The sequence below is a fragment of the Pseudomonas sp. Irchel 3H7 genome, assembly GCF_900187605.1.
GTDB lineage: Bacteria > Pseudomonadota > Gammaproteobacteria > Pseudomonadales > Pseudomonadaceae > Aquipseudomonas.
The window spans coordinates 479,161-499,703 of the sequence record NZ_FYEA01000002.1; the positions used below are offsets into that span (position 1 = coordinate 479,161).

At 62.3% G+C, this 20,543-nt stretch carries 9 protein-coding genes; 2 read left to right on the plus strand and 7 right to left on the minus strand.

Annotated elements, in window-relative coordinates; genetic code table 11:
* Positions 1 to 4: 4 nt before the first annotated feature.
* Genes CKW38_RS05535 through CKW38_RS05555 form a run of 5 tightly spaced genes read right to left on the minus strand, consistent with a single transcriptional unit; the run spans position 5 to position 17,094 of the window.
* Positions 5 to 2,101 carry an HlyD family efflux transporter periplasmic adaptor subunit gene (locus CKW38_RS05535; protein WP_095112109.1) on the minus strand — a complete coding sequence of 699 codons (2,097 nt, stop codon included), beginning with the start codon at positions 2,099 to 2,101 and terminating at the stop codon, positions 5 to 7.
* Complete coding sequence (locus CKW38_RS05540) at positions 2,101 to 3,447, minus strand: efflux RND transporter periplasmic adaptor subunit (protein ID WP_176472286.1); 1,347 nt, start codon at positions 3,445 to 3,447, stop codon at positions 2,101 to 2,103. Before CKW38_RS05540 ends, CKW38_RS05535 begins: the two co-directional genes overlap by 1 nt.
* Positions 3,444 to 4,217, minus strand: a complete 774-nt coding sequence (locus CKW38_RS05545) for an efflux RND transporter periplasmic adaptor subunit (RefSeq protein ID WP_007913315.1) — start codon at positions 4,215 to 4,217, stop codon at positions 3,444 to 3,446. The genes CKW38_RS05540 and CKW38_RS05545 overlap by 4 nt, the downstream gene beginning before the upstream one ends.
* A complete protein-coding gene (locus CKW38_RS05550; protein WP_095112110.1) occupies positions 4,198 to 5,736 on the minus strand; it encodes a TolC family protein in 1,539 nt (512 codons plus the stop codon). Before CKW38_RS05550 ends, CKW38_RS05545 begins: the two co-directional genes overlap by 20 nt.
* 45 nt (positions 5,737 to 5,781) lie before the next feature.
* Entirely contained in the window at positions 5,782 to 17,094 is an 11,313-nt protein-coding gene (locus tag CKW38_RS05555; protein WP_095112111.1) for a VCBS domain-containing protein, read from the minus strand.
* A gap of 251 nt (positions 17,095 to 17,345) precedes the next feature.
* Between CKW38_RS05555 and CKW38_RS05560 the strand changes: the two genes are divergently transcribed.
* Both CKW38_RS05560 and CKW38_RS05565 read left to right on the plus strand, forming a co-directional pair.
* Positions 17,346 to 18,134, plus strand: coding sequence for a DUF2092 domain-containing protein (locus CKW38_RS05560; RefSeq protein WP_095112112.1), 789 nt, complete (start codon positions 17,346 to 17,348; stop codon positions 18,132 to 18,134).
* A gap of 1 nt (position 18,135) precedes the next feature.
* On the plus strand, positions 18,136 to 18,702 hold the full coding sequence (locus CKW38_RS05565; protein ID WP_095112113.1) for a hypothetical protein: 567 nt from the start codon (positions 18,136 to 18,138) through the stop codon (positions 18,700 to 18,702).
* Here the strand turns inward: CKW38_RS05565 and CKW38_RS30140 are convergent, their stop codons facing one another.
* Positions 18,703 to 18,846, minus strand: coding sequence for a hypothetical protein (locus CKW38_RS30140; RefSeq protein ID WP_176472278.1), 144 nt, complete (start codon positions 18,844 to 18,846; stop codon positions 18,703 to 18,705).
* 93 nt (positions 18,847 to 18,939) lie between these two features.
* Positions 18,940 to 20,442: a glycine betaine/L-proline transporter ProP gene (proP, locus tag CKW38_RS05570; protein ID WP_038361543.1), complete on the minus strand. Its 1,503-nt coding sequence runs from the start codon at positions 20,440 to 20,442 to the stop codon at positions 18,940 to 18,942.
* Between the last annotated feature and the right edge of the window lie 101 nt (positions 20,443 to 20,543).

The window sequence follows — 20,543 nt, forward strand, 5'->3', positions numbered from 1 at the left end:
ATTGTCAGAAACCACTTTCGCGCATCAATACCGCCAGCACATGAGTCGCGCCGTCGGCGAGCCAACTGCGCCGCTCACCCTCAATCTTCAGGTGCCCGCGGGTTTCGCGCAGGCTCGGCAACGGCTCATCGAGCTGAATCAACACCTGAAACAGCGCGTTGCTCGGGATCAGCGCATGTTCGGCATTGGTCGTCGGCACGGGCCCGCCAAAGCGTGACGACAACATGCGGTGCGATAGCTGACTGGCGCGGGTGCTGCCGATCTGCACGACCCGGCCAGACAGCGGAGTGGTCTGGCCATCGGCATAGAAACGCACGTGATCTCCGGTAGCCATGCGGTGCACCTGATCCTGCGCGACATAAGCATCGACCTGCCAACTGCGCGGATCAATCAGCATACCCAGCGACTCCTGACGGCCGACCCATTGCCCGGCTTTCCAGTCAGGATTGACGTCCAGCCAAACCCCGGCAAACGGCGTTTGCAGGTTCAGCCGGGCGATTTCCGAGCGGGCGGCGCGGGCTTCTTCGAATTGCACATTGAGGCGCTGGCGAGTCACGGCGTCTTCGGCCAGGCCGCCGGGATCGGCGATCAACCCGGACAGCCGCGCCTCATAGCTGCGCGCATTGGCTTCGCTGGATTGCAGGCGCGAGGCGATGTCCGGCTCGTCCAGGGCAACCAGGGTTTCCCCAGCCTTGACCGGGCCGTGCGGGTGAATCGATTGCAAGCGCGCCGGGTAGGGCGCATACACGCGCAACTGGTGCTCGGCGCGGGCCACGCCGACCGCATCGATCTGCGTGCGCCATGGCATCGCCAAACCCAGCAGAATCAACAGCAGCATCGCGTAAAACGCCACTTTGCGCCGGCTCGGAATCGCCGCGCGGTTTTTCCACCAGTGGCCCAGCTCGCGCATCACGGGCAGGGCGATAAACCACGACAGTTCGACCATGAACAGGAAAATCCCCAAGAGCTTGAAGAAAAACAGATAGACCGCCAGCGCGATCCCCAGAAACAGCACCAGCCGATAAACCCAGGTGATGATTGCGAAGGTCACCAGCAAACGCCGCTGACCGCTCGGAAACGTTTCCGGCCAGTCTTCCTGCAAGCCCAACAGATTGCGCCGCAGGGTGACGCGCGCCAGCGCCGAAGCGCGTTCATGCAGGTTGGGAAAGTCGAGCAAATCGGAAAGGATGAAGTAGCCGTCAAAGCGCATGAACGGACTGGCGTTCAGCGCCAGTGATAACAGCCAACTGGTGGTTGCCAGATAGAGCAGGGCATTGCGCAATGCGCCGGGATCACACAACGCCCAGCCCAGCGTCGACAGTCCGGCCAGCGACAACTCGGTCACGATTCCCGCCGAAGCGATCGCCAGACGTTGCCGTGAACGGCTGAGTTTCCAGCTCTCGCCGGTGTCGGTGTAGAGCATCGGCCACATCACCACAAACGCAATGCCCATGTGCCCGACGCGCAAACCGAGCCGGGTCGCGACCAAGGCATGGCCGAGTTCATGCAGGGTTTTCGCGACGATCAGCGCCAGGGCAAAACTGAACAGGCCCTCGGTGGAAAACGACTCGACCACCGCGCTGGTGAACACATCCCACTGCTGCAACACCAGAATGATCCCAAGCAGGCTCAGACTCAGCACGATAATTCCGGTGAGCGGATGAAACAGCCAACCCAGCGCTCGCGCCAGGTATTGCAACGGCTGTTGCGGGCGCAGAAGCGGTATGCGGAAAAACAAGTAATGGTGCAGCCACCAGCGCCAGGTCAGCCAACTGCCTTCTGCGCTTTTGTTCTTGAGCCGTTCAAGCGCAGCGGGACCGGCGCGCAGCAACTGATGCTGTTCAAGGAACTGGCGAAAATCGAGGACTTGCTCGACATCCGGTTTCAGCGCGGTGCCTTCGGCGATCTGCTCGCTGATCTGACGCGGCGACTGGCCCCAGCGCAGCAGGCACTCGAATTCCAGCCAGCCGATGCGGTAGAAACGGTTGATCACCGTGTCCTGAATCACCCACGCCGGTTCGCCGTTGCTGCCATGGGCCGCTTCGCTCAGGCGCAAGTCTTCGCGCAGCGGCGGCACCGGCAGATCTGCCGGGTCGAGCATTACCAGCCACTCCAGGCGCGTAGCGTCGCCAGCGGCCGGCGCAGCAAGTAATAACCGAGCATGACCCGCCCGCCGTAAAGCTTCGCCGTGCCGTGCAGGCCGAGGCGCGCATGTTCGGGGGCGCCCTCAATGCTGGCGAGCAAGCGGTAGGCGACCACACCCTCATCGCTGGGCCGCGCCTGATAACTGGTTTCCAGAATCTGCCCCTTGAGGGGCGTCAGCGGATAGGCGGTGAGAAACAGCGTGACCTCGGCGCCCGGTTCCAGGGCGATGGCATCGGCCACGGCCAGTTGAATCAGCATGGCCGGTTGCGTCGGGTCAGCCACTTGCAGGATGCGCTCGCCGGTCACCACCGGTTTGCCCAGCCAGTCATTGGGGTCGCTGAACACCGCGACGCCGGCCTTTGGCGACAACACTTGTGTACGTTTCAGTTGCGCCTGCACCGCGGCCAACTCAGCCCGGCGTTGCTGCGCGCGACCGGCGAGCAAGGTCAGTTCGCTTTTGCTCTGCGGGTTATCGAAGGCCCTTTGGCTGGCTGCCTGCAACTCGGCATCTGCCACCGCGACCTCTTTGCCGAGCACTTCAGCGCGGCTGCGCAGGGTGGTTTCGTCCAGCGCAAACAGAGGTGTTCCAGCCTCCACCGGTTGATTGGGTCGAACCTGTATCTTTTCGATCACGCCATCAATCGGTGAGCTGATGATCTGCGCCTGCCGCGAAACGATTTCAGTCGGCGCCAAAGCCGTTTGCCGCACCGGCAACAGCAGCAGGGCCGCGAGCACGATCAACACCAGCAGCAGTTGTTTGCGATTGGGCCGCCAGCGCCGCAAGCCCTTGCGCCGGGTCAGCGCTGACCAACAATAGGCCCAGGTGCTGACCAGCCCCTTGAGGTGGTGCCACAACAGCGCCGGCGGTTCCTGCTCCAGCAACAGCAGCAATAAGCCCAACCGTTGATTGTCGCGATCCTGCACTGGCACGCACCACAGCCCCGACGGCCACCATTCGTTCCAGCCTTCGGCGATGTCCAGCGGTGGACTGGCGCTGTCCTGGGACAGCCACACCGGCTCTGCATCGGGTACTTGCGCCGCGACCCAGCGACTGGCACGGCGCAGCCACACCAGATAGGGCGAGTCTTCGCTGGGCCGTGACAGCCCCGAGACGTTCAACAGCTCCAGCGATGACTCACGCTGGGCGAACACCAGCGCCTGATGAAAGGGCAGCAGCGGGTACAGGTCGTTGGCCATGCTGAACGCCAGGCTGTTCAGCGAGTCAGCGGCCATGGCTTTATCACGCAGCGCATCGAGTTCGAGCAGCAGGTGAGGGTGAGGCAACGGCTCGTTCATGCTCATGGGCGCGCGTCTTGCTCGAACTGCGCGGTGCCGCTCATGCCGGCCATCAAGTCGGGGTACTTGTTGTCGAGCTTCGCTTCCAGTTCAACGGTTTGCGCTACTGCATCGACGCGTGAGTTGATGCCGCTGACATGGGCCGGATAGGTCTTGCCGGTTTCATGGATGCTGACCTGCAGCGGCAGGCCGGGCTTGAGGGTTTTCAGCAGGTTGGACGGTACGTTCAGGCGCACCTTCAGTGCACCGTCACTGACCAGATCGAACAGCGGCGTGCCGGCCGTAACCGTTTGGTAAGGCTTGACGTAAACCTTGGCCACACGCCCGGAAAACGGTGCGAGCACCTGGCAGTAACTGCTTTGCGCCGCGCCCATGGCCCGCGCGCCGTCGGCCTTTTGCACTTCGGTGTTGGCCATCGACACTTCGATATCGCCCACCGCGTTGAGCTGGCGCAGTTGTTGTTTGGCCTGCAGGTTCTGTTTGGCCATGGCCAGCTCCGCCGCCGCGACTTTCGCGCGCGCTTCGGCTTCATTGCAGTTGAAGCGGGCTAGCAATTGGGCCTTGGCGACCTGTTCGCCGAACCCGGCTTTCAGTTCGCCCAAGGTGCCGGCCATTTGGCTGGACAGGGTGGTTTCCAGTTCGGCGGCGAGCAACACGCGAATCGCACTGGCGCTTTCCAGTGTGGGTGCCGAAGTCGTTTCTTCAGCGTGGGCAGGGACGATCAGACTGGCCAACAACAGGGCCCCGAAACGGCACTCAAGGGCGATTTTGCGCATTCGGCGTTCCTTGCGAAGTGGCAGCGAGCAGACGTTGTTGTTCTTGTTCGTTCAAGGTGCGCTGGATTTCCCGGGCCAGGGTCTTGATGTCGTGTTGCGAGATTTCCTTGGGCAGCACGTCCAGCCCGACCGAGTTGTACATCCGCCCCCATGCGGCCTGCGCACTGGAGAACGCCGCTTCACGCTGATAACGCGAGAGCAGATAACGTCCCTCGGAGCGAATCACTTCCAGTTCCGAGCCCAACGCACCGGTTTTCGCCGCTTGCGCATAATCGAGCAGGCTGCGATCGACGCGCAGGCTGTCTTCGGCAAACTCGACCTCCTGCCGCGCCAGTTGATAGCGCAGGGTGCCGACCCGCACTTGGGTGAGAATCGCCATCGACAGCGCCACGCGCCGGGTGTCGTCGGTTTCGCTCTGGGATTTTTCCGCCGCGTTCAACGACGGCAGTTGCAGCAGACGAATCAGGTTCATCGACACTTGCAGACCGGTGCTCATCCAGTCGTTGTTGTAGAGGTATTTGTTGGAATCGTACTTGTAGCCGAAATCGACGCTGACGTTCGGCCATAGCTGCGCCTTGGCGATCTCCAGATCCTTTTGATTGACGCGTTTGCGGTACCACTCTTCCATGATTTCCGGGCGATTTTCCAACGACAGCTGTTCCAGCCGCGCCATGCTCTGGCGCACTTCCGGCAGCGGCGGGTCGGGCATGTCGGCGAGGATCATTTTCGAACCCGGCGGCAGCGACATCAGCGCCGATAGCTCGGCTTGAGCGAACTCCAGATCCTGGCGGCGCACGGTCAGCAAGTAGATCGAATCGAGCAGCGCGCGCTGATAGGCGAGGATTTCCTGACGCGGCAGCAGGCCACGGGTTTCCGCCTGGCGGGCCGAGGTCAGTGCGGTGTGGGTGCGCATCAGCAGTTTGTCGACTTCCGGCATCAAACGCTGGGCGCCGAGCGCCCGCCAATAGGCATTGCGCACGTCCTGCAGCACGTTCTGCGCGACTTTGCGCCGGCGCTCTTCGGCCATGAGGATCTGGTCGGATTTCTGCTGGGTACGGTAATACGCGACGCCAAAATCCAGCAGACTCCAGCTCAAACCCAGACCGTAGACTTCGCGATAGCGTTCTTCGGAGGTCGATGGACGCAAGCTGACCTGACGGTCTTCGATGCCGATCGAGGTGCCGCCGGAATCATTGTCACGCCCGGCATAACCGGCCGAGGCAACCAGACGCGGGAGCATTTCATGGCTGGAAACATCGCGCAGGTCCGAGGCAAGCGCGCTTTCCATGAGTTTGAGACGGTAGTCGAGGTTGTATTTCAGGCCCCGCGCGGCGGCTTCGTAAAAGGTGATCGGCGCGGTGACCGGCTCCTGACCGGAATACATGCGTGACTGGTCGGCGATGATGCGTTGACGGTTTTCTTCGTCGGTGGAGGGTTTCGGCTCCGTTGATGAGCAAGCACTGAGCAACAGTGCAGAAGCGATGGCGGTACTGAGAAGCCGGTTCGCGTGTAGGCGCATGTTCATTCCTTTGCATTCTTCGAATTTTTCTTCAGGTCGACCGCTTTACCGTGGCGTGCGCCGTTGCGCTGCATCGCGCAATTGCGCGCTGAAGCCCTTGGCCCGTGGTTTTTCATGAGGCTTTTCTGCGTGTGCCGGGCTGTGTGTCAGGTCGGCCGGGTTCAAGGTGAACAGCGACGGGTCGCTCAACAAGCCATCGGCGCTCAAACCGGTACGGCCCTGACGCCCCTGAATCCACAGCAGGTCCAGTTCGCTTTCGAGGCGACTGGTACGCACCGCTTGCGCGACGAATTGCCCCGGCACCAGGCCCAGACCATTGCCCACTGATTCGCTGGTGAACTCGCCGACCGCCGCCAGTCGCAGGTTGCTGCCATCGACGCCCCAGGCCGAGAGTTCGGAGATTTCAGCGGCGCGCTCGACCACCGGGGTGACGAAGATTGCCGGCTGTGGATCAGGAATCAGCAAGTTGCGGTTCAAAGTGTTCGGATCACGCTCGAAGTTATTGCCGCCGGGTGCCGGTATGAACGGCGTGGCGATGTCGAGGGTGATCACCAGTTCGGCCTGATCGCTGGCGCCGGCACGGTCGTTGATCGTGTAGGTGAACACGTCGCGCAGAATCTGCCCGAGGCCGGCGGCGGCGAGTACGGAAGGGTTGTTCTGATCGATGGTGTAGGTGTAACTGCCGTCGGCGTTCAGTACCAGTGTTCCGTACAAGCCAATGATCGGCTGGCCAATCACGCCCTCCGTGCCGGAACCGGCTTCTGCACCGGTGCGTACGCCGACCACTACCAGACTGTCATTGCCGTCGATGTCGCCATCGTTGGGCAGCACGTTGCCGGTGGTTTGCGGGGCAGGGGACTGATCGCTGGCAAACCCGCTGTCATTCTGCGCGACCGGTGCGTCGTTGGCGCCCTGAATGACCACCGTCAGCCGTGCGTCCGAGGTCGCGCCCGCCGCGTCGAGCATGCGATAGGTGAAGGTTTCGCTGAGGGTTTCGCCCGCAGTGCGCAAGGCCTGCACCACGGGATTGTTGTTGTCGATGACGTAGGTGTAACTGCCATCGGCATTCAGCGTCAGTTGCCCGTAGAGACCGATCAACACCTGTCCGGCACCGGTTGACTGGCCGGCCTGATTGCTGACGCTTTGCACCTGTTTGCCTTCGCCATTGGCGACGCTGTCGACATCCGTATCGTTGTCCAGCACGTTGCCGGTGGCGTTGCTGCCCGGCGTGCCGTTGTTGACGCCTCCGGCTTCGATCGCCGTGGCGCTGTCATCGGTGGCGACTGGTGTGTCGTTACGGCCATCGACGGTGATGCGCAATTCGGCGGTACTGGTGTCGCCCCAGCGATCGACGATGGTGTAGGTGAACACTTCATTCAGGGTCTGGCCGCTCTGACGCAAGGCCTGTACGGCAGCAAGGTTGTTGTCGACGGTGTAGGTGTAGCTGCCGTCGGCATTGATCAGCAAGTCGCCATACAAACCGCGCAACGAGGTGCCGACGCTGCCGACCGCGCCGATAGCGTTGACGGTGCCGGTGTGAATGCCGATCACCGACAGCGGATCGCTTTCGGCATCGGTGTCGTTGTCCAGCACATTGCCGCCGGGGTTGAGACCGGGTTGATCGTTGTTGCTGCCACCGGCCTCGATCGCCGTCGCTGTGTCGGTGTTGGCCACCGGTGGAATGTTGCGCCCGCGAATGATGATGTGGATTTCCGCCAGATCGTTCTGCCCGCCACGGTCGCTGACCTGATAGGTAAAGCGCTCATTGAGAAATTGCAGCGGCCCCAAAGCCAGCACCGCCGCATTGTTCGAATCGAGGTTGTAGGTGAAGCTGCCATCGGCGCCTATGATCAACTGCCCGTAGAGTCCGTTGATCAGCGTGCCGTTGCTGTTGTCGGTGCCAGCCGTGACCCCGGCCAGACTGCCGCCGGCGTCTTCCGTGCCGAAACGAATGCCGGTAACGGTCTTGCTGTCACCCTGGTCGACGTCGGTGTCATTGGGCAGCACGTTGCCGCTTGGGTTCACGCCATTGCCCTTGCCGTTGTCCGCCACGGCCAGCACGGTATCGTTGGCCGCGACCGGCGCATCCCAGGCGCCGTCGATGCGAATGCTCAGTTGCGCAGTGTCGGTGGCCCCGGCGATGTCGCGCAGGCGATAGGTGAAGGTTTCCACCAGCGAATCGCCGACTTTCAGCGCCTGCACGGCGGCGAGGTTGTTGTTGACCACGTAGCTGTAAGTGCCGTTGGTGTTGACGGTCAGCGTGCCGTACAAACCGTTGAAGGTCTGTGCGCCGGCAACGGTGGTGAAGGCACCGCCGGCCGCTTCGCTGCCCGTGCGGATGCCGGTGACCAGTTTGGCGTCGTTGGCATCGACATCGTTGTCGTTGTTCAGCACATTGCCGCTTGGGTTGACCCCGGGCGTGCCGTTGAACGTTCCGCCGGCCTCGACCGCCACGGCACTGTCGTTGCTGGCGATCGGGTTGTCGTTGGCCCCGCGCACGGTTATGGTCAGCGTCGCGCTGCTGGTGGCGCCGGCCAGGTCGCGGATCTGATAGGTAAAGGTTTCGGTGAGGGTGTCGGCATTATTGCGCAGCGCCTGGACCAGCGGATTGAGGTTGTCGACCACATAGCTGTAGCTGCCATCGGCATTCAGGGTGAGAACGCCGTAGGTGCCATTGAACCCGCTGCCGATCAGGCCCACCGACGAGCCTTGATTGACCCCGATGACACTGAGCACTTCGCCGTTGCCGTCGACATCGCTGTCATTGCTCAGCACGTTGCCGCTCGGATTGGTGCCTGGCGTGGCGTTGTTCAAGCCGCCGGCCTCAACCGCGGTATTGCTGTCGTTCTGCGCGACCGGGGTGTCGTTGCGTCCCTGAATCGTGATGTTCAACGTCGCACGATCACCGGCGCCGGCGGCGTCGATCACCTCGTAGCTGAACGCATCGAGCAACGTATTGCCGGCGCGCAAGGCCTGCACGGCGGCCATGCTGTTGTCGAGGCGATAGCTGTAGCTGCCGTCGGCATTCAGCGTCAACCAGCCATAAGTGCCACGCAATTCGGTGCCGAGAACGCCAGCGTTACCGGTTCCGGCTTCGCTGCCAGTGCGCACCGAGGACACCGCGCGGGTCTCGCCATAGTCGTAATTGGGCAGATCGCCGGGGATTTCGCCGCCGTCGACGTCAGTGTCGTTGTCCAGCACGTTACCTGTCGGGTCCTGACCGGGCTGGCTGTTGTTCAGGCCTCCGGCCTCGATAGCCACGCCGGAATCATCGCTGGCCAGCGGGTTGTCGTTCTGCCCGCGGATCAGCACGATGATTTCCGCGGTGTCGGTTTGCGGTGTAGCACCGACGCCATCGCTGACGGTGTAGGTGAAGCGCTCGGAAAGCAGATCGGCGCTGCGGCGCAAGGCTTGAACGTCAGGGTTGCTGTTGTCGACTTCATAGACGTAGCTGCCGTCGGGGAAAATCGTCAGCGTGCCGTACAGCCCGGCAATCACCGTGCCGCCGAGATTCACCGCAATCGGTGTGCCCGGGTCGCCGCTCGCGCCGGACTTGATCAGCGTGACCGTCAACGGGTCGCCATCGGGGTCGGTATCGTTGGCCGTGACGTCGCCCGAAGGGTTGACGCCCGGCGTCAGGTTGTTGATCCCGCCGGCTTCGGTGGCAACGGCGATGACGTTTTGCGCCACGGGTGGATCGTTGACGCCGTGGACGGTAATCACCAGTTGCGCGGTGTCGGTCAGGCCGGAGGTGTCGGTCACGCGGTAGGTGAAGAACTCGGTCAATGTCTGCCCTGGCGCCAAGGCCTGGACCGCTGCATTGGTACTGTCGACGTCATAGAAGAACGAGCCATCGGCGCCAATGCGCAAGGTGCCGTAAAGGCCTGTCACCAAGGTGCCGTTGGCTGAGGTGGTGCCGGTGGCCACACCGCTCAGCACGTCGACGGCCGGGTTGTAACTGGCTTCGCTTTTGTTGATCACGCCATTGACCAGCAACTGGCTGCTCGGCTGGTCATTGGCATCGACGTCCTGATCGACGCCGTTGCCGCCGGGTTGGGTGATCGGTCCGGGGCGGCTGGGGAACTGAATCACGTTGCCGCTCGGATTGCTTTCCGAGGCTGCGCCATTGCTCGACGCGGCTTGTGCCGACGCCGCATCATCGCTGGCAACCGGGTTGTCATTGGCGCCCTGAATGACGATGCGCAGTTGCGCGACATCGTCGAGCCCACCGGTATCGGTCAGCCGATAGCTGAAGAACTCGACCAATTGTTGGCCGGCGCTGAGCCGCTGAACCGTGGCGTTGCTGTTGTTGACCACATAGCTGTAAGTGCCGTCGGGATTGATGGTCAACGTACCGTAGAGCCCGGCAATCGCCGTAGCGCCGCTGACAGCCGTGAAGTTGCCAGAACCGGCCTCGGCCACCGGGCGGATGCCGGTCACGGTGCGGGTTTCGCCATTGGCGGCGCTGTCGACGTCCTGATCATTGGTCAACACATTGCCGGTGGCATCGCTGCCCGGTGTGCCGTTGTTGACACCGCCGGCCTCGACGGCCACGCCGTCATCGTCGATGCCCTGCGGCGTATCGTTGGCGCCCTGCAAGGTGACAGTCAGCGTGGCCGTCGAAGTCTCACCGGCAAGGTCCGCGAGCACATAATTGAAGTTGTCCTGCAAGGTCTGGCCCGACACGCGCAAGGCCTGCACGGCCGCATTGTTGTTATCGACGACATATTGGTACGAACCGTTGCTGCCAATCACCAACTGACCGTACAGGCCATTGATCACGGTGACACCGAGCACCGGCGTCTGAATGCCGGCGCCGGGGCCGACCGAAACCACGTGCAGTTGGTCGGCGTTGGTGGCGATGTCGACGTCGGTGTCATTGCTCAGCACATTGCCGCGTGGGTCGATACCAGCGGAAGCGTTGTTGCTGCCGCCTGCCTCCAGTGCCGTGGCGCTGTCGTTGACACCGACCGGGTTGTCATTGACGGCGGCGAGGACGATTTGCAGGGTGTCGGTGTCGGTCAGCGCATCGGCGGCCGTGCCGGGAATACCGTCGCCATCGGCATCGCCGTAGTTGCCACGATCGTTGCTGAGCACGGTCAGGGTGTCGGTGCCGTTGAAGTTGGCATTGCCCAGATAACGCAGGCTGGCCAGCGCGGTATTGATATCGGCGAGGTTGCCGGTCAAGGTCATGCTCGCAGTATTGGCCCCGCTGATCGTGACGCCCGGCACTGTCGCGCCGAGGAACAGTGTCCCGTGAGTGACCGTGAGAATGACGCTGATGGCGCGGTCGTTGACGTTCGGATCACGGCTGGCATCGACATCGGCAACGCTGATGCCGCCGATATTCAGCACCACGTCTTCCAGGCCGTTTTGCGTGCCGGGGAGGGTGTTGACCGGCGCGTCGTTCTGTTCGACGTAACCGGCGTTGGCGCTTTGCGTGTCGGCATCGCCCAACGTGATTGTGATCTGGCCGAGAGTGCCGGCATCGCTGTCGACGCGCACGCGCAGATCGCCCACCGGTTGCGGGTAACTGACCAACCCTGCGGGCACATCGATACGGAACACGCCCAGCGGCAACACGCCGAAGCGGTACTGGCCGTTGGCATCGGTCGTGGTGGTGAATTGCAGGTTGTCGGCAGTAGTGTCGAGGCGGCCGTCGGCGCCGGCCCAGGTCAGGGTCACTATTTGCCCGGCCAGACCGGCGCCGTCCGGTGTGGCGCTGGCGGTCGGGCTGGCGGTGTCGTTCCACAAGGTGCCGGTGATCACGCCAAGCCCGGCGGTGTCGCGCAAAATGTACTGGTTCGGGCCGACGGCGCTGCCGTCGCGCTCGCCGGTGGCGGTACCATCGACCCCGACGCTGTTGCCGCCCCAACTGGTGAAGTCTTCGGGCAGGCTGCTCCAGGTCAGTGTCGCGTTGCTGCTGGCGATAATCGTCGAGTTCGGCAAGTCGACCGAGTAGCGCACCTGAATCTGCGCGCCGACATTCAGTTGATCGAAGTTGACGCTCAAACCGCCGCTGGTGCTGAAGCTGATTCCCGCCGGCAGGTTGCCCGGGCCGTAACTCACGCCATTGATACTGACGCTGAGCAGGGTGTAATTGCTGCCGCCGGCAAAGCCGTCGCTGACGCGCGCATCGAACGCCGGCAGGCCGCCGTTCTGGGTAAAGCTCAGTTGCACCGTCGCGTTGCCGGTGCTGCCGGCAGGGTTTGGGTTGAACGCGACAATCTGCTTGTCGAGGCCGCTGAAGCTCGGCTCGACCACCCGTTCAAACACCGTGTCACTGACCGCACGCCCGGCACCGTTGACGATTTCCTGTGCGGTTACCGCCAGTTGCGCGCCGGCAATGTTGGCGGCGATGTTGGTCACACGCACGTTGAACTCGATCGAGATGCCTTCCAGATCGTCGTCGTTGCCATTGCCGTTGACCACGTTGCCGAGGTTGAACGTCACAACCTGGCTGCCATCGGGGTTGGTGACGACGGTCAGCCGGCTGGGGTCGAAGATGCCTTGCGGCGCCAGACCTGACAGGTCGGCGGTGATCGGCAGGGCCTCGGGGCTGTTTTCGTTGCCGTCGATATTCAGCGTGCCGCCGACGATCAGGTTGGCGTCGCTGGTCAGCCCGCCGTTGGAAATGAACGCAATGCGCAGGGCATTGACCAGCGCATCCGGGGAGATGAACTGCAAGCCGTTGGCCAGGGTGATTTGCACCTGATAGTTGGGGTTGTTGCCTTCGGGCACCAGCACCACCACGCGGTAGCGAATCACTTCGCCGACGGTGACTTGTTCGACGGTTGCGGAGGTCGGGTTCGGCGCCGCCGTGTCCGGCAGGCCACCGACACGGGATATTTCGATGGCCTGAGCCACAGGAATCAACAAAGTCGACAGGTTACGGTAATCGTTGAGCGTGCCGCCATTGAGCACGCCATCAACGCCGGTACGTTCGCCGGCATTGCCGCCGTCGAGGCTGGTCCATTGCACGCTGGCGACGTTGGCGATGTTAGATAACGCTGCGGCGCTGGCGTTGACGATGCCGCGCAGTTGCAAAACGATGCTGCCGCCCTTGGCGATGTCGATATTGGCGCCGCTGGCGGTGCGCAACTGGCCGCCGACGATTTCGAAGGCAACCCCGCCGTTGTTGGTGGCGCCGTTCTGATACAGCACGCCGACCAGCGTGACGTTGCTGAGCTGGGTCGGCAGGGTGTCGAGGAAACTGATGTCGAACGCACTGAAATCGGTGCTGCCATTGCCGTTAGTGATGGTGATATTGAAAGTCACCGTGTCGCCCTGGTCATAACCGCCCAGGCCCGAGGTCGAGGTGATCACCTGATTGATCTGCAAGGTCGGTTCGCGCAGGGTCACGGTGGGTTGGCCACCGCTCAGGGCAACGTTGCGATCCAGCGTGACCGCACCGTTCGGCGTGTCGCCATCCGGGTCGTTGTAAACCAACTGTGCATTGTTCTGCAGCGAGACGTTGGCCTGATTGGCAATGACGTTGTTGGCCACCAGTTGCAGACGAATCACGAAGGTGTTGTTGCCGGTCTGGTTGTCCGCCGAAACGCTGGAAACGCTGAAAGTCCAGCGTCCATCGACCCCGTCGCTGCCCAATGTACCGCCGATCCCGGCGAAACCACCGACCAGCACGCTGCCGGCGAAATCGGCGCCGAGCGCGCCACTGCCGGCGCGGGTGGTGATGATCTGGTAGCCAAGGCCACCGTTGAAACTGGTGTCCAGGCGCATGCCCGGCGGAATCAGGTCTTCGATGCGCAGGTTTTGTGTGGTGCCTTCGGGCAGGGTGATGACAATGTCGTAGCGCATGCTTTCGCCGACCACCAGATCGCTGCCATTGGTGTGGCTGGCGCTGGAGTCGCCATTGTCCAGTGTGCCGTCGGCAAAGACTTTGCTGATGACCGGCGCGGCAATCTGCTGGCTGGCCAGATCGGTGAGGTCGGTCGGGGTGAAATCGGTACCGCCGTTGACGCTGGCGTAATTGCTCAGGGTCGCGGTGGATTGCAGGCTGCGACTGGCCTCAATGGTTGCGCTGACCACGACGTCATAGCTGATTACCACGACGTTGGCGCCGCTGGTATCGGCCGCCGTGCCGCTGCGCCCGGCCAACAGACTGGCCTGGCCACCCGCATCAAGAAAGGTGATCTGGTTGCCGCTGACGCTGTAGTCGGTGCCCAACACCAGCAGCGTGCCGTCGCCGCGATAAATCTGCAGGTTGGCCGCCGCCAGGCTGCCGCCGACAAAGCTCAAGCCAGAGGGCAGGGTGATGCTGGTGCTGACGTCAAATGCGCCGCCACCACCGCTGTTTTCAATCGCCGTGACCAGGCGCAAACGGTCGGCGCCGTCGATATTGCTGATGTTGCCGTCGACCGCCGACAGGTCGGTGACGTTGCCATTGAACGGCTTGCCGGTGATGCCCGGCGGATTCCAGCTGCCGCTGGTGCCGGTCACCGTGCCGTTGGAACCGGACACCACGCCGTGCTTGATATTGAGCACCGGCTCGGCGACCGACACGATCGCGACAACGTCGGAGGAAATCAGCGTGCGGTCGGTGAGGGTGGTCTGCTGGCTCGATTGTGCGAGGACGTCGAGCGAGCGCTGGTCGGCAAATGGCTGATCGCCGACCCGGACCGTGAAGCGAATGACGATGCGGCTGCCGGTGGTGGTGTTGGTGGCAAAACTGCCGAAATCGAACACCACCGAGTTGCCGTCGGCGCTGGTGACGCTGACCACACCGCCGGCATTGGTATTGCCCGCGCCCAGTTGCCACTGGCCGACATCACTGCCCGAGCCCCAGGTGATCCCGCTGACATTGAACAGCGGCAGCGGCAGGTACGCGGTGAGTTTGAACTGCTCGTAGTCGCCGGTGATCAAGTCGTAGCTCAGCTCGAAGGTCACTTCATCGCCGGGGCGCAGTTCACCGTTGCCCGGCGGTGCGCCGTTATTGACCTCGACCAGATTGATATCGACGTTGCTGGTAGGGATCACGCTGGTGGTGGTGGAACCATCGGTTTCGCTCTCGCCCGTCAGGTTGAAGCGATCGACCAACAGCGTGCCGTCTACCGTGGCGGTGTTGCCCAGTTCGTCACCTTCGTTGATGTCCGGGTGCGGGTTGCCTGAAGGCGGCTTGTAGGTCTGGCCGACGATGGCCGAATAGCTCAACACCGCGACCACGGCGCCCTGCAACGTGTCGTCGAAGGCCAGGTCGCCATTGAGCCAGCCGCGAATGTTGTTGAACGCATTGCGCAGCGACTGGGCGATATCGAACACCATCGAGGTGCTGCCGTCGGCATTGTTCACCACGCTGGTGACCAGGGTGATGGTCTGCGCGACACCGTTGATCGTCACCGTCAGGGTCGGCGTGCCGCTGAGGGTCTGGCCATCGCTGAGTTGGTCGCGGATGACCAGTTGGCCTTCGTTGAAGAAGTCCTTGCCGAAGGCAAAGTAGTCGGAAATCGCCAGGTTCAGGGTGTATTGCAGGGTGTCGCCGGGGCTGATGCCGCTGTGGCCGATGTCGTTCTGCATCGTTGCGGTTTTCAGCAGCGTGATCGATTTGGCGATGAACTGTGTGCTCTGGCCGGTGCCGCTGAAATCGATGGTGGTGTTCGGTGCGGTGACGTCGCGAGGATCGAGTGGCACCCATTGCCCCGAAGCCGTCGGCGGGCCCAGGGTCACGGTCACCGCGTCGCCGGTGACCGGGTTGATCACCGGTTGACCGTTGGCGTCGACTTCCGGCACGTAGAACGCGACCACGGTGTCGGTCTTGCCGGTGAGGCTGGCGTACTCCACGGTGAACGAATTGATGTAGACGTCGTTGGCCGCAATCAGCACAGCGATTTGCGCAGCATTGGTTACCACGGTGCCGTCGTGCAGGGTGATCGAGGTCAGCCGACCGCCAGCGCCGGGGGTGATCGAGTTGACCTGGATGTTGTCGGGCAGGGGTTGGGTGACGACGACGTTGCTCAACGTCTGGCCCGGCGCGGGCGTCGCCGACAGGGTCAGCGTGCGCACGTAGTTGGGGCCGGTGGCGGTTTCGCCTTCCGGGGTATTGATCGTTTCGCTGACGGTAATCACCGTCGGGTGCACGACGAAAGCCGCAGTGCCGGCCTGGATCAGGCTCGGATCGTTGGTCGGGTTGTCCAGCGCGTCATTGCCGAATTCGAAGCCGCCACTGGCGCGGATGGTCAGGTCGGGGCTGCCATTGGAAAACGCCGTGTCGGCCAGATTGCTCAGGCTGGCGGTGATCTGCACGCCAATCACCGGTTGCTGGTTGGTGACGCTGGCGAAAGGCAACTCGATCACCACCAGTTTGTCGCCGGCGCGCATGCCGTAGGTGGCGGCGTTGATGATCAGGAAGTTGCCGTTGGCGTCTTTGGCCAGTGGATGCGTGGCGTTGCCATTGGCATCGAAGGTCACCACGTGACTGATGAGGTTTTGCCCAAGGTAGGTGGCCGAAATGAAATTGACGCCGTCGTCGCCATCCTTGCCGGTGACCGGCATCGCCAGGTTGATGAATGGCGCGTAACCCACCTGGGTCGAGGTGTTGCTGAAGTTCACGGTAAACGTGAAACGGTCGCCAAGCAGTACATCGCTGCCGCCGGTGGACACCGTCGCGGTCGGCGCGGCATCGGCCAGCAATCCGTCGAAATGCGCCATCGCGAGGCTGCTGATGGCGATGCTCTTGTCGAGGTCACCGACGCGGGTTTCCAGGGTCCAGTCGCCGCCGGCCTTGCTGCTGCCGGTGTCATTGCTGGAGGCGCCGACATCGGCGCCGGTCCAGCGTGCCAGTTCGCTGACCAGGGTTTGCCCGGCCGCACCGGCGCCGACATCGCAACCGTAGAGCTGAATGTCCGCGCCTTGGGTCAGGTTGTTGCGCCATTGTCCGAGGGTCTTGCCCAGCGAGTCGATGTTGTCCGAACTGACCGTGCGGTTGCCCAGGGTGAACTGCCCGGAGGCGCCGTGGGACATGATCTGGATCGAATCGACCTTGCCCAGTTGCGCCAACGCCGCAGAGATCGCCGCCAGACCGTCTTCGCCGACATTCACCACAATCGCGGTGACATTACCCGGCAACTGCGCGACCAGTTGATCGCGGTTTTCAATGCGGCTGTCGATCACCAGCAAACTGCGTGCAGCAGAGGGTGCTGGCTCGCTGGCGCGGCCCTCGGTGGGCGTGCTGTGAGGAACCTGGGCGTCCACGGCGGCCGGTGGCGCGGCGGGATCGCTGTGATGTTGATCGGCGGCCGCCGAAGCGGCGGCGCCGTCGAACAGAATTCTCGGTTCCAACGCCAGTGACTGACGTTGCGGGCGCCAATGGGCGCCGGACAATCCATTGCGTGAACCTTGCATGATCGGCCTCGTACTGCCTGCTGAATCCATCCAATGAGTACCGACGCCGGGCGACGGACAAATTCAGCGTAGGACGTTTCTTACGCTTTTCCAGCGAACTTCAGGGACTTGCAACGGGGCGCGATAACAGCCTATTGCCATCAATGCGCGGTGTGTCTGTGCGTATTGGCGCACAGCAAGGGTGAGGTCTAGGCTGGTCAGTCAGTCGCCCATGCGGCGCAACGCCCAACGCAGGGACAGGAGCGCAACCGATGAAAGCCCCAGCCAGTATTGTCTGCCTGATGTTCACGCTGGTGCTCGCGCCGGGAGCCCGCGCTGAAGACCCGCCGCCTGCGCCCACTGCCGAGGCCACGGACGATGCGCCGTTGATCAATCCGCAAGTGGTCGACAAGTTGATCGACATGGGCAATTACCTGCGCAGCCTGCCGAAATTTCAGGTCGATGCCCAAGTCTCGCGCGACACGGTTCTGGAGTCCGGGCAGAAGATCAAGACCGAGTCCGCCAACACCCTGAAAGTGGTCGGCCATGATCGCCTGTATGCGAAAAGCGAAGGCGATGTGCGCACTCGCGAGTTCTTCTATAACGGCAAGAAGCTCACCCAGTATTCGCCGTACCTGAAGTACTACACCACCGTTGATGCGCCGGCCACCGTCGCGGAAACCCTGCACAAGGTCGAGAGCTACTACGGTGTGCAGGTGCCGATGGAGGACCTGTTTCTGTTCGGCAGTGATCAGGCGCAGATCGATGCCTTGAAAGCCGCGCTGTACGTAGGGCCGTCGGTCATCAAGGGCCAGCTCTGCGACCATTTGGCGTTTCGCCAGGAAGGTATTGACTGGCAGTTGTGGCTGACCCGCTCCGACAAACCCTTGCCGTGCAAACTGGTGATCACCACCACCGACGATAAGAGCTTTCCCGAGTACAGCGCGGTGTATCAGTGGAACCTCAAGCCGACCATTCCGGACACGCAATTCACCTTCAAACCGGGGAAAGGCGATGTGGCGATTGCGTTTAAAAAAGCCAGTGATCAGGGAGGGCAGTGAGATGAACAAGTCGATAACGTGGAGTCTGTTGTTATCGCTGGCCGCTGCCACGCTGCTGACCGCCGGTTATGTCGCCGAAGCCGATGCCCGGGGGCAACGCGCTCAGGGCCATGCCCGCGCCAACGTCAACCGCGCGCCGGCGCCGAACGCGCAACGGGCGCAGCGGATCAATGCGCCGCAACGCGCCAATCACGTGAATGCCGGTAATCGGGTCAATTCGGGCAATCGGGTCAACGCCGGCAACAACGTCGGCAATCGCAGGTACGTCAACAACGGCAACCGCAACGTCAACATCGACAACAGTCGCGATGTCGATATTGATGTCGACGGCCATGGCCGTTATGGCTACGACGATCACTACCATCCGGTAGCGACGGCGGCGGCAGTGACAGCTACCGTGGCGGTCACGGCAGCGGTGGTGGGAGCGATCTTTACCCCGGCGCAAATGCCCAGCAGTTGTGTGCAGGTGATTCGCTACAACGTCGCCTACATGCAGTGCGGCTCGACCTGGTACCAGCCGCAGTATCAGGGCAGTGATGTGACGTATGTGGTGGTCAACGCGCCGTGATCAGGCTTTCGGCACCCACGGCTGCATCTGCGCGAGCATGCCACGACCGCCACGGCGCAAGCCGGTGGCCAGGGTCAGCCACGACAGGTCGGTGCTAATGACGTGTGCGGCCGGGCTCCTTGAATGACGTGCGACCGGATTCAAGGCTAGCTGATAAAAAAGGGATGAGCGCCGCGGCGCCCGTGCTGCAGATGGCACAAACCCGGCCAGTGCCGGGTTTGCGGTGGTTGCGCGGAATCAGTTAATCCGCGGGTGCTGCTGCACCAGTTCCTTGCGCTTGGCTTCCAGTGCGGCGATTTCGGCGTCGATGTCTTCGATTTTCTGCTCGATGTTGTCGTGGTGTTCTTGCAGCAGTTCCTTCGCTTCTTCAAGGTCGGAGGCGGCCGGCGCAGCGCCACGCAACGGCTTGTTGGCGGTTTCCTTCATCGTCACGCCGGTGGCCAGACCGACCACGGCGATGACCATCAGGTAATACGCCGGCATGTACAGATCGTTGGTGCTCTCGACCAGCCACGCGACCACGGTCGGCGTCAGACCGGCAATCAGCACTGAAACGTTGAAAGCCGCTGCCAGCGCGCTGTAGCGAATGTGCGTGGGGAACATCGCCGGTAGGGTCGAGGCCATGACGCCGATAAAGAAGTTCAGCAACACGGCCAGCATCAGCAGGCCGGCGAAGATCAACCCGATCTTGCCGCTGTTGATCAACATAAACGCCGGGATCGCCAGAATGAACAGGCCGATGCTGCCGACAACGATGAAGGGTTTGCGGCCAATCTTGTCGCTGATAAAGCCGATTGCCGGCTGCACGAAGAGCATGCCGACCATGATCGCGATGATGATCAACACGCCCCGGTTTTCGCTGTAGTGCAGGTTGTGCGACAGGTAACTCGGCATGTAGGTGAGCAGCATGTAGTAGGTAACGTTGGTCACCGCCACCACGCCGATGCAGGTCATCAGGCTGCGCCAGTGCTTGGTCGCGACCTCCTTGAACGAGACTTTCGGGCCGCCGGCGAGGCCTTCGCGATCGCCTTGCTCAAGCTTTTCGACGTGCTGCTGGAATGCCGGGGTTTCTTCCAGGGCGTGACGCAGGTAGAGGCCGATCATGCCCAGCGGCAGGGCGAGGAAGAACGGCAGGCGCCAGCCCCATTCCTCGAACTTGGCTTCGCCCAGCGTCGTCGAGATCAACACCACCACCCCGGCACCGAGGACGAAACCGGCAATCGAGCCGAAGTCCAGCCAACTGCCGAGGAACCCGCGTTTACGGTCCGGCGCATATTCGGCGACGAAGATCGAAGCGCCTGTGTATTCGCCACCAACCGAGAAACCCTGAGCCATTTTCGCCAGCAACAGCAGGATCGGTGCCCAGATGCCGATCGAGGCATAGGACGGAATCAGGCCGATGGCAAAGGTGCTCAGCGACATGATCACGATGGTCGCGGCGAGGACTTTCTGTCGTCCGTACTTGTCGCCCAGAGCGCCAAAGAACAAGCCACCCAGCGGCCGGATCAGGAAGGGCACCGAGAAGGTCGCCAGCGCGGCGATCATTTGCGTGCCGGGGTCGGCGCCGGGGAAGAACACTTTGCCGAGCACATAGGCGACGAAGCCATAGACACCAAAGTCGAACCATTCCATGGCATTGCCCAGTGCGGCGGCGGTGATCGCCTTGCGCATCTTGGCGTCGTCGACAATGGTGATGTCGTTCAGGCCGATCGGCTTGACGGTTTTCTTGCGTGATTTCATCCGGGTCTTCTCTTTGCTGATCCATCGTGCCGCGTAGATGCCATCTTTTTGATGGCGCGTACTCTTTGGCTCAGATACATGAGGACACGAAATAATTCACT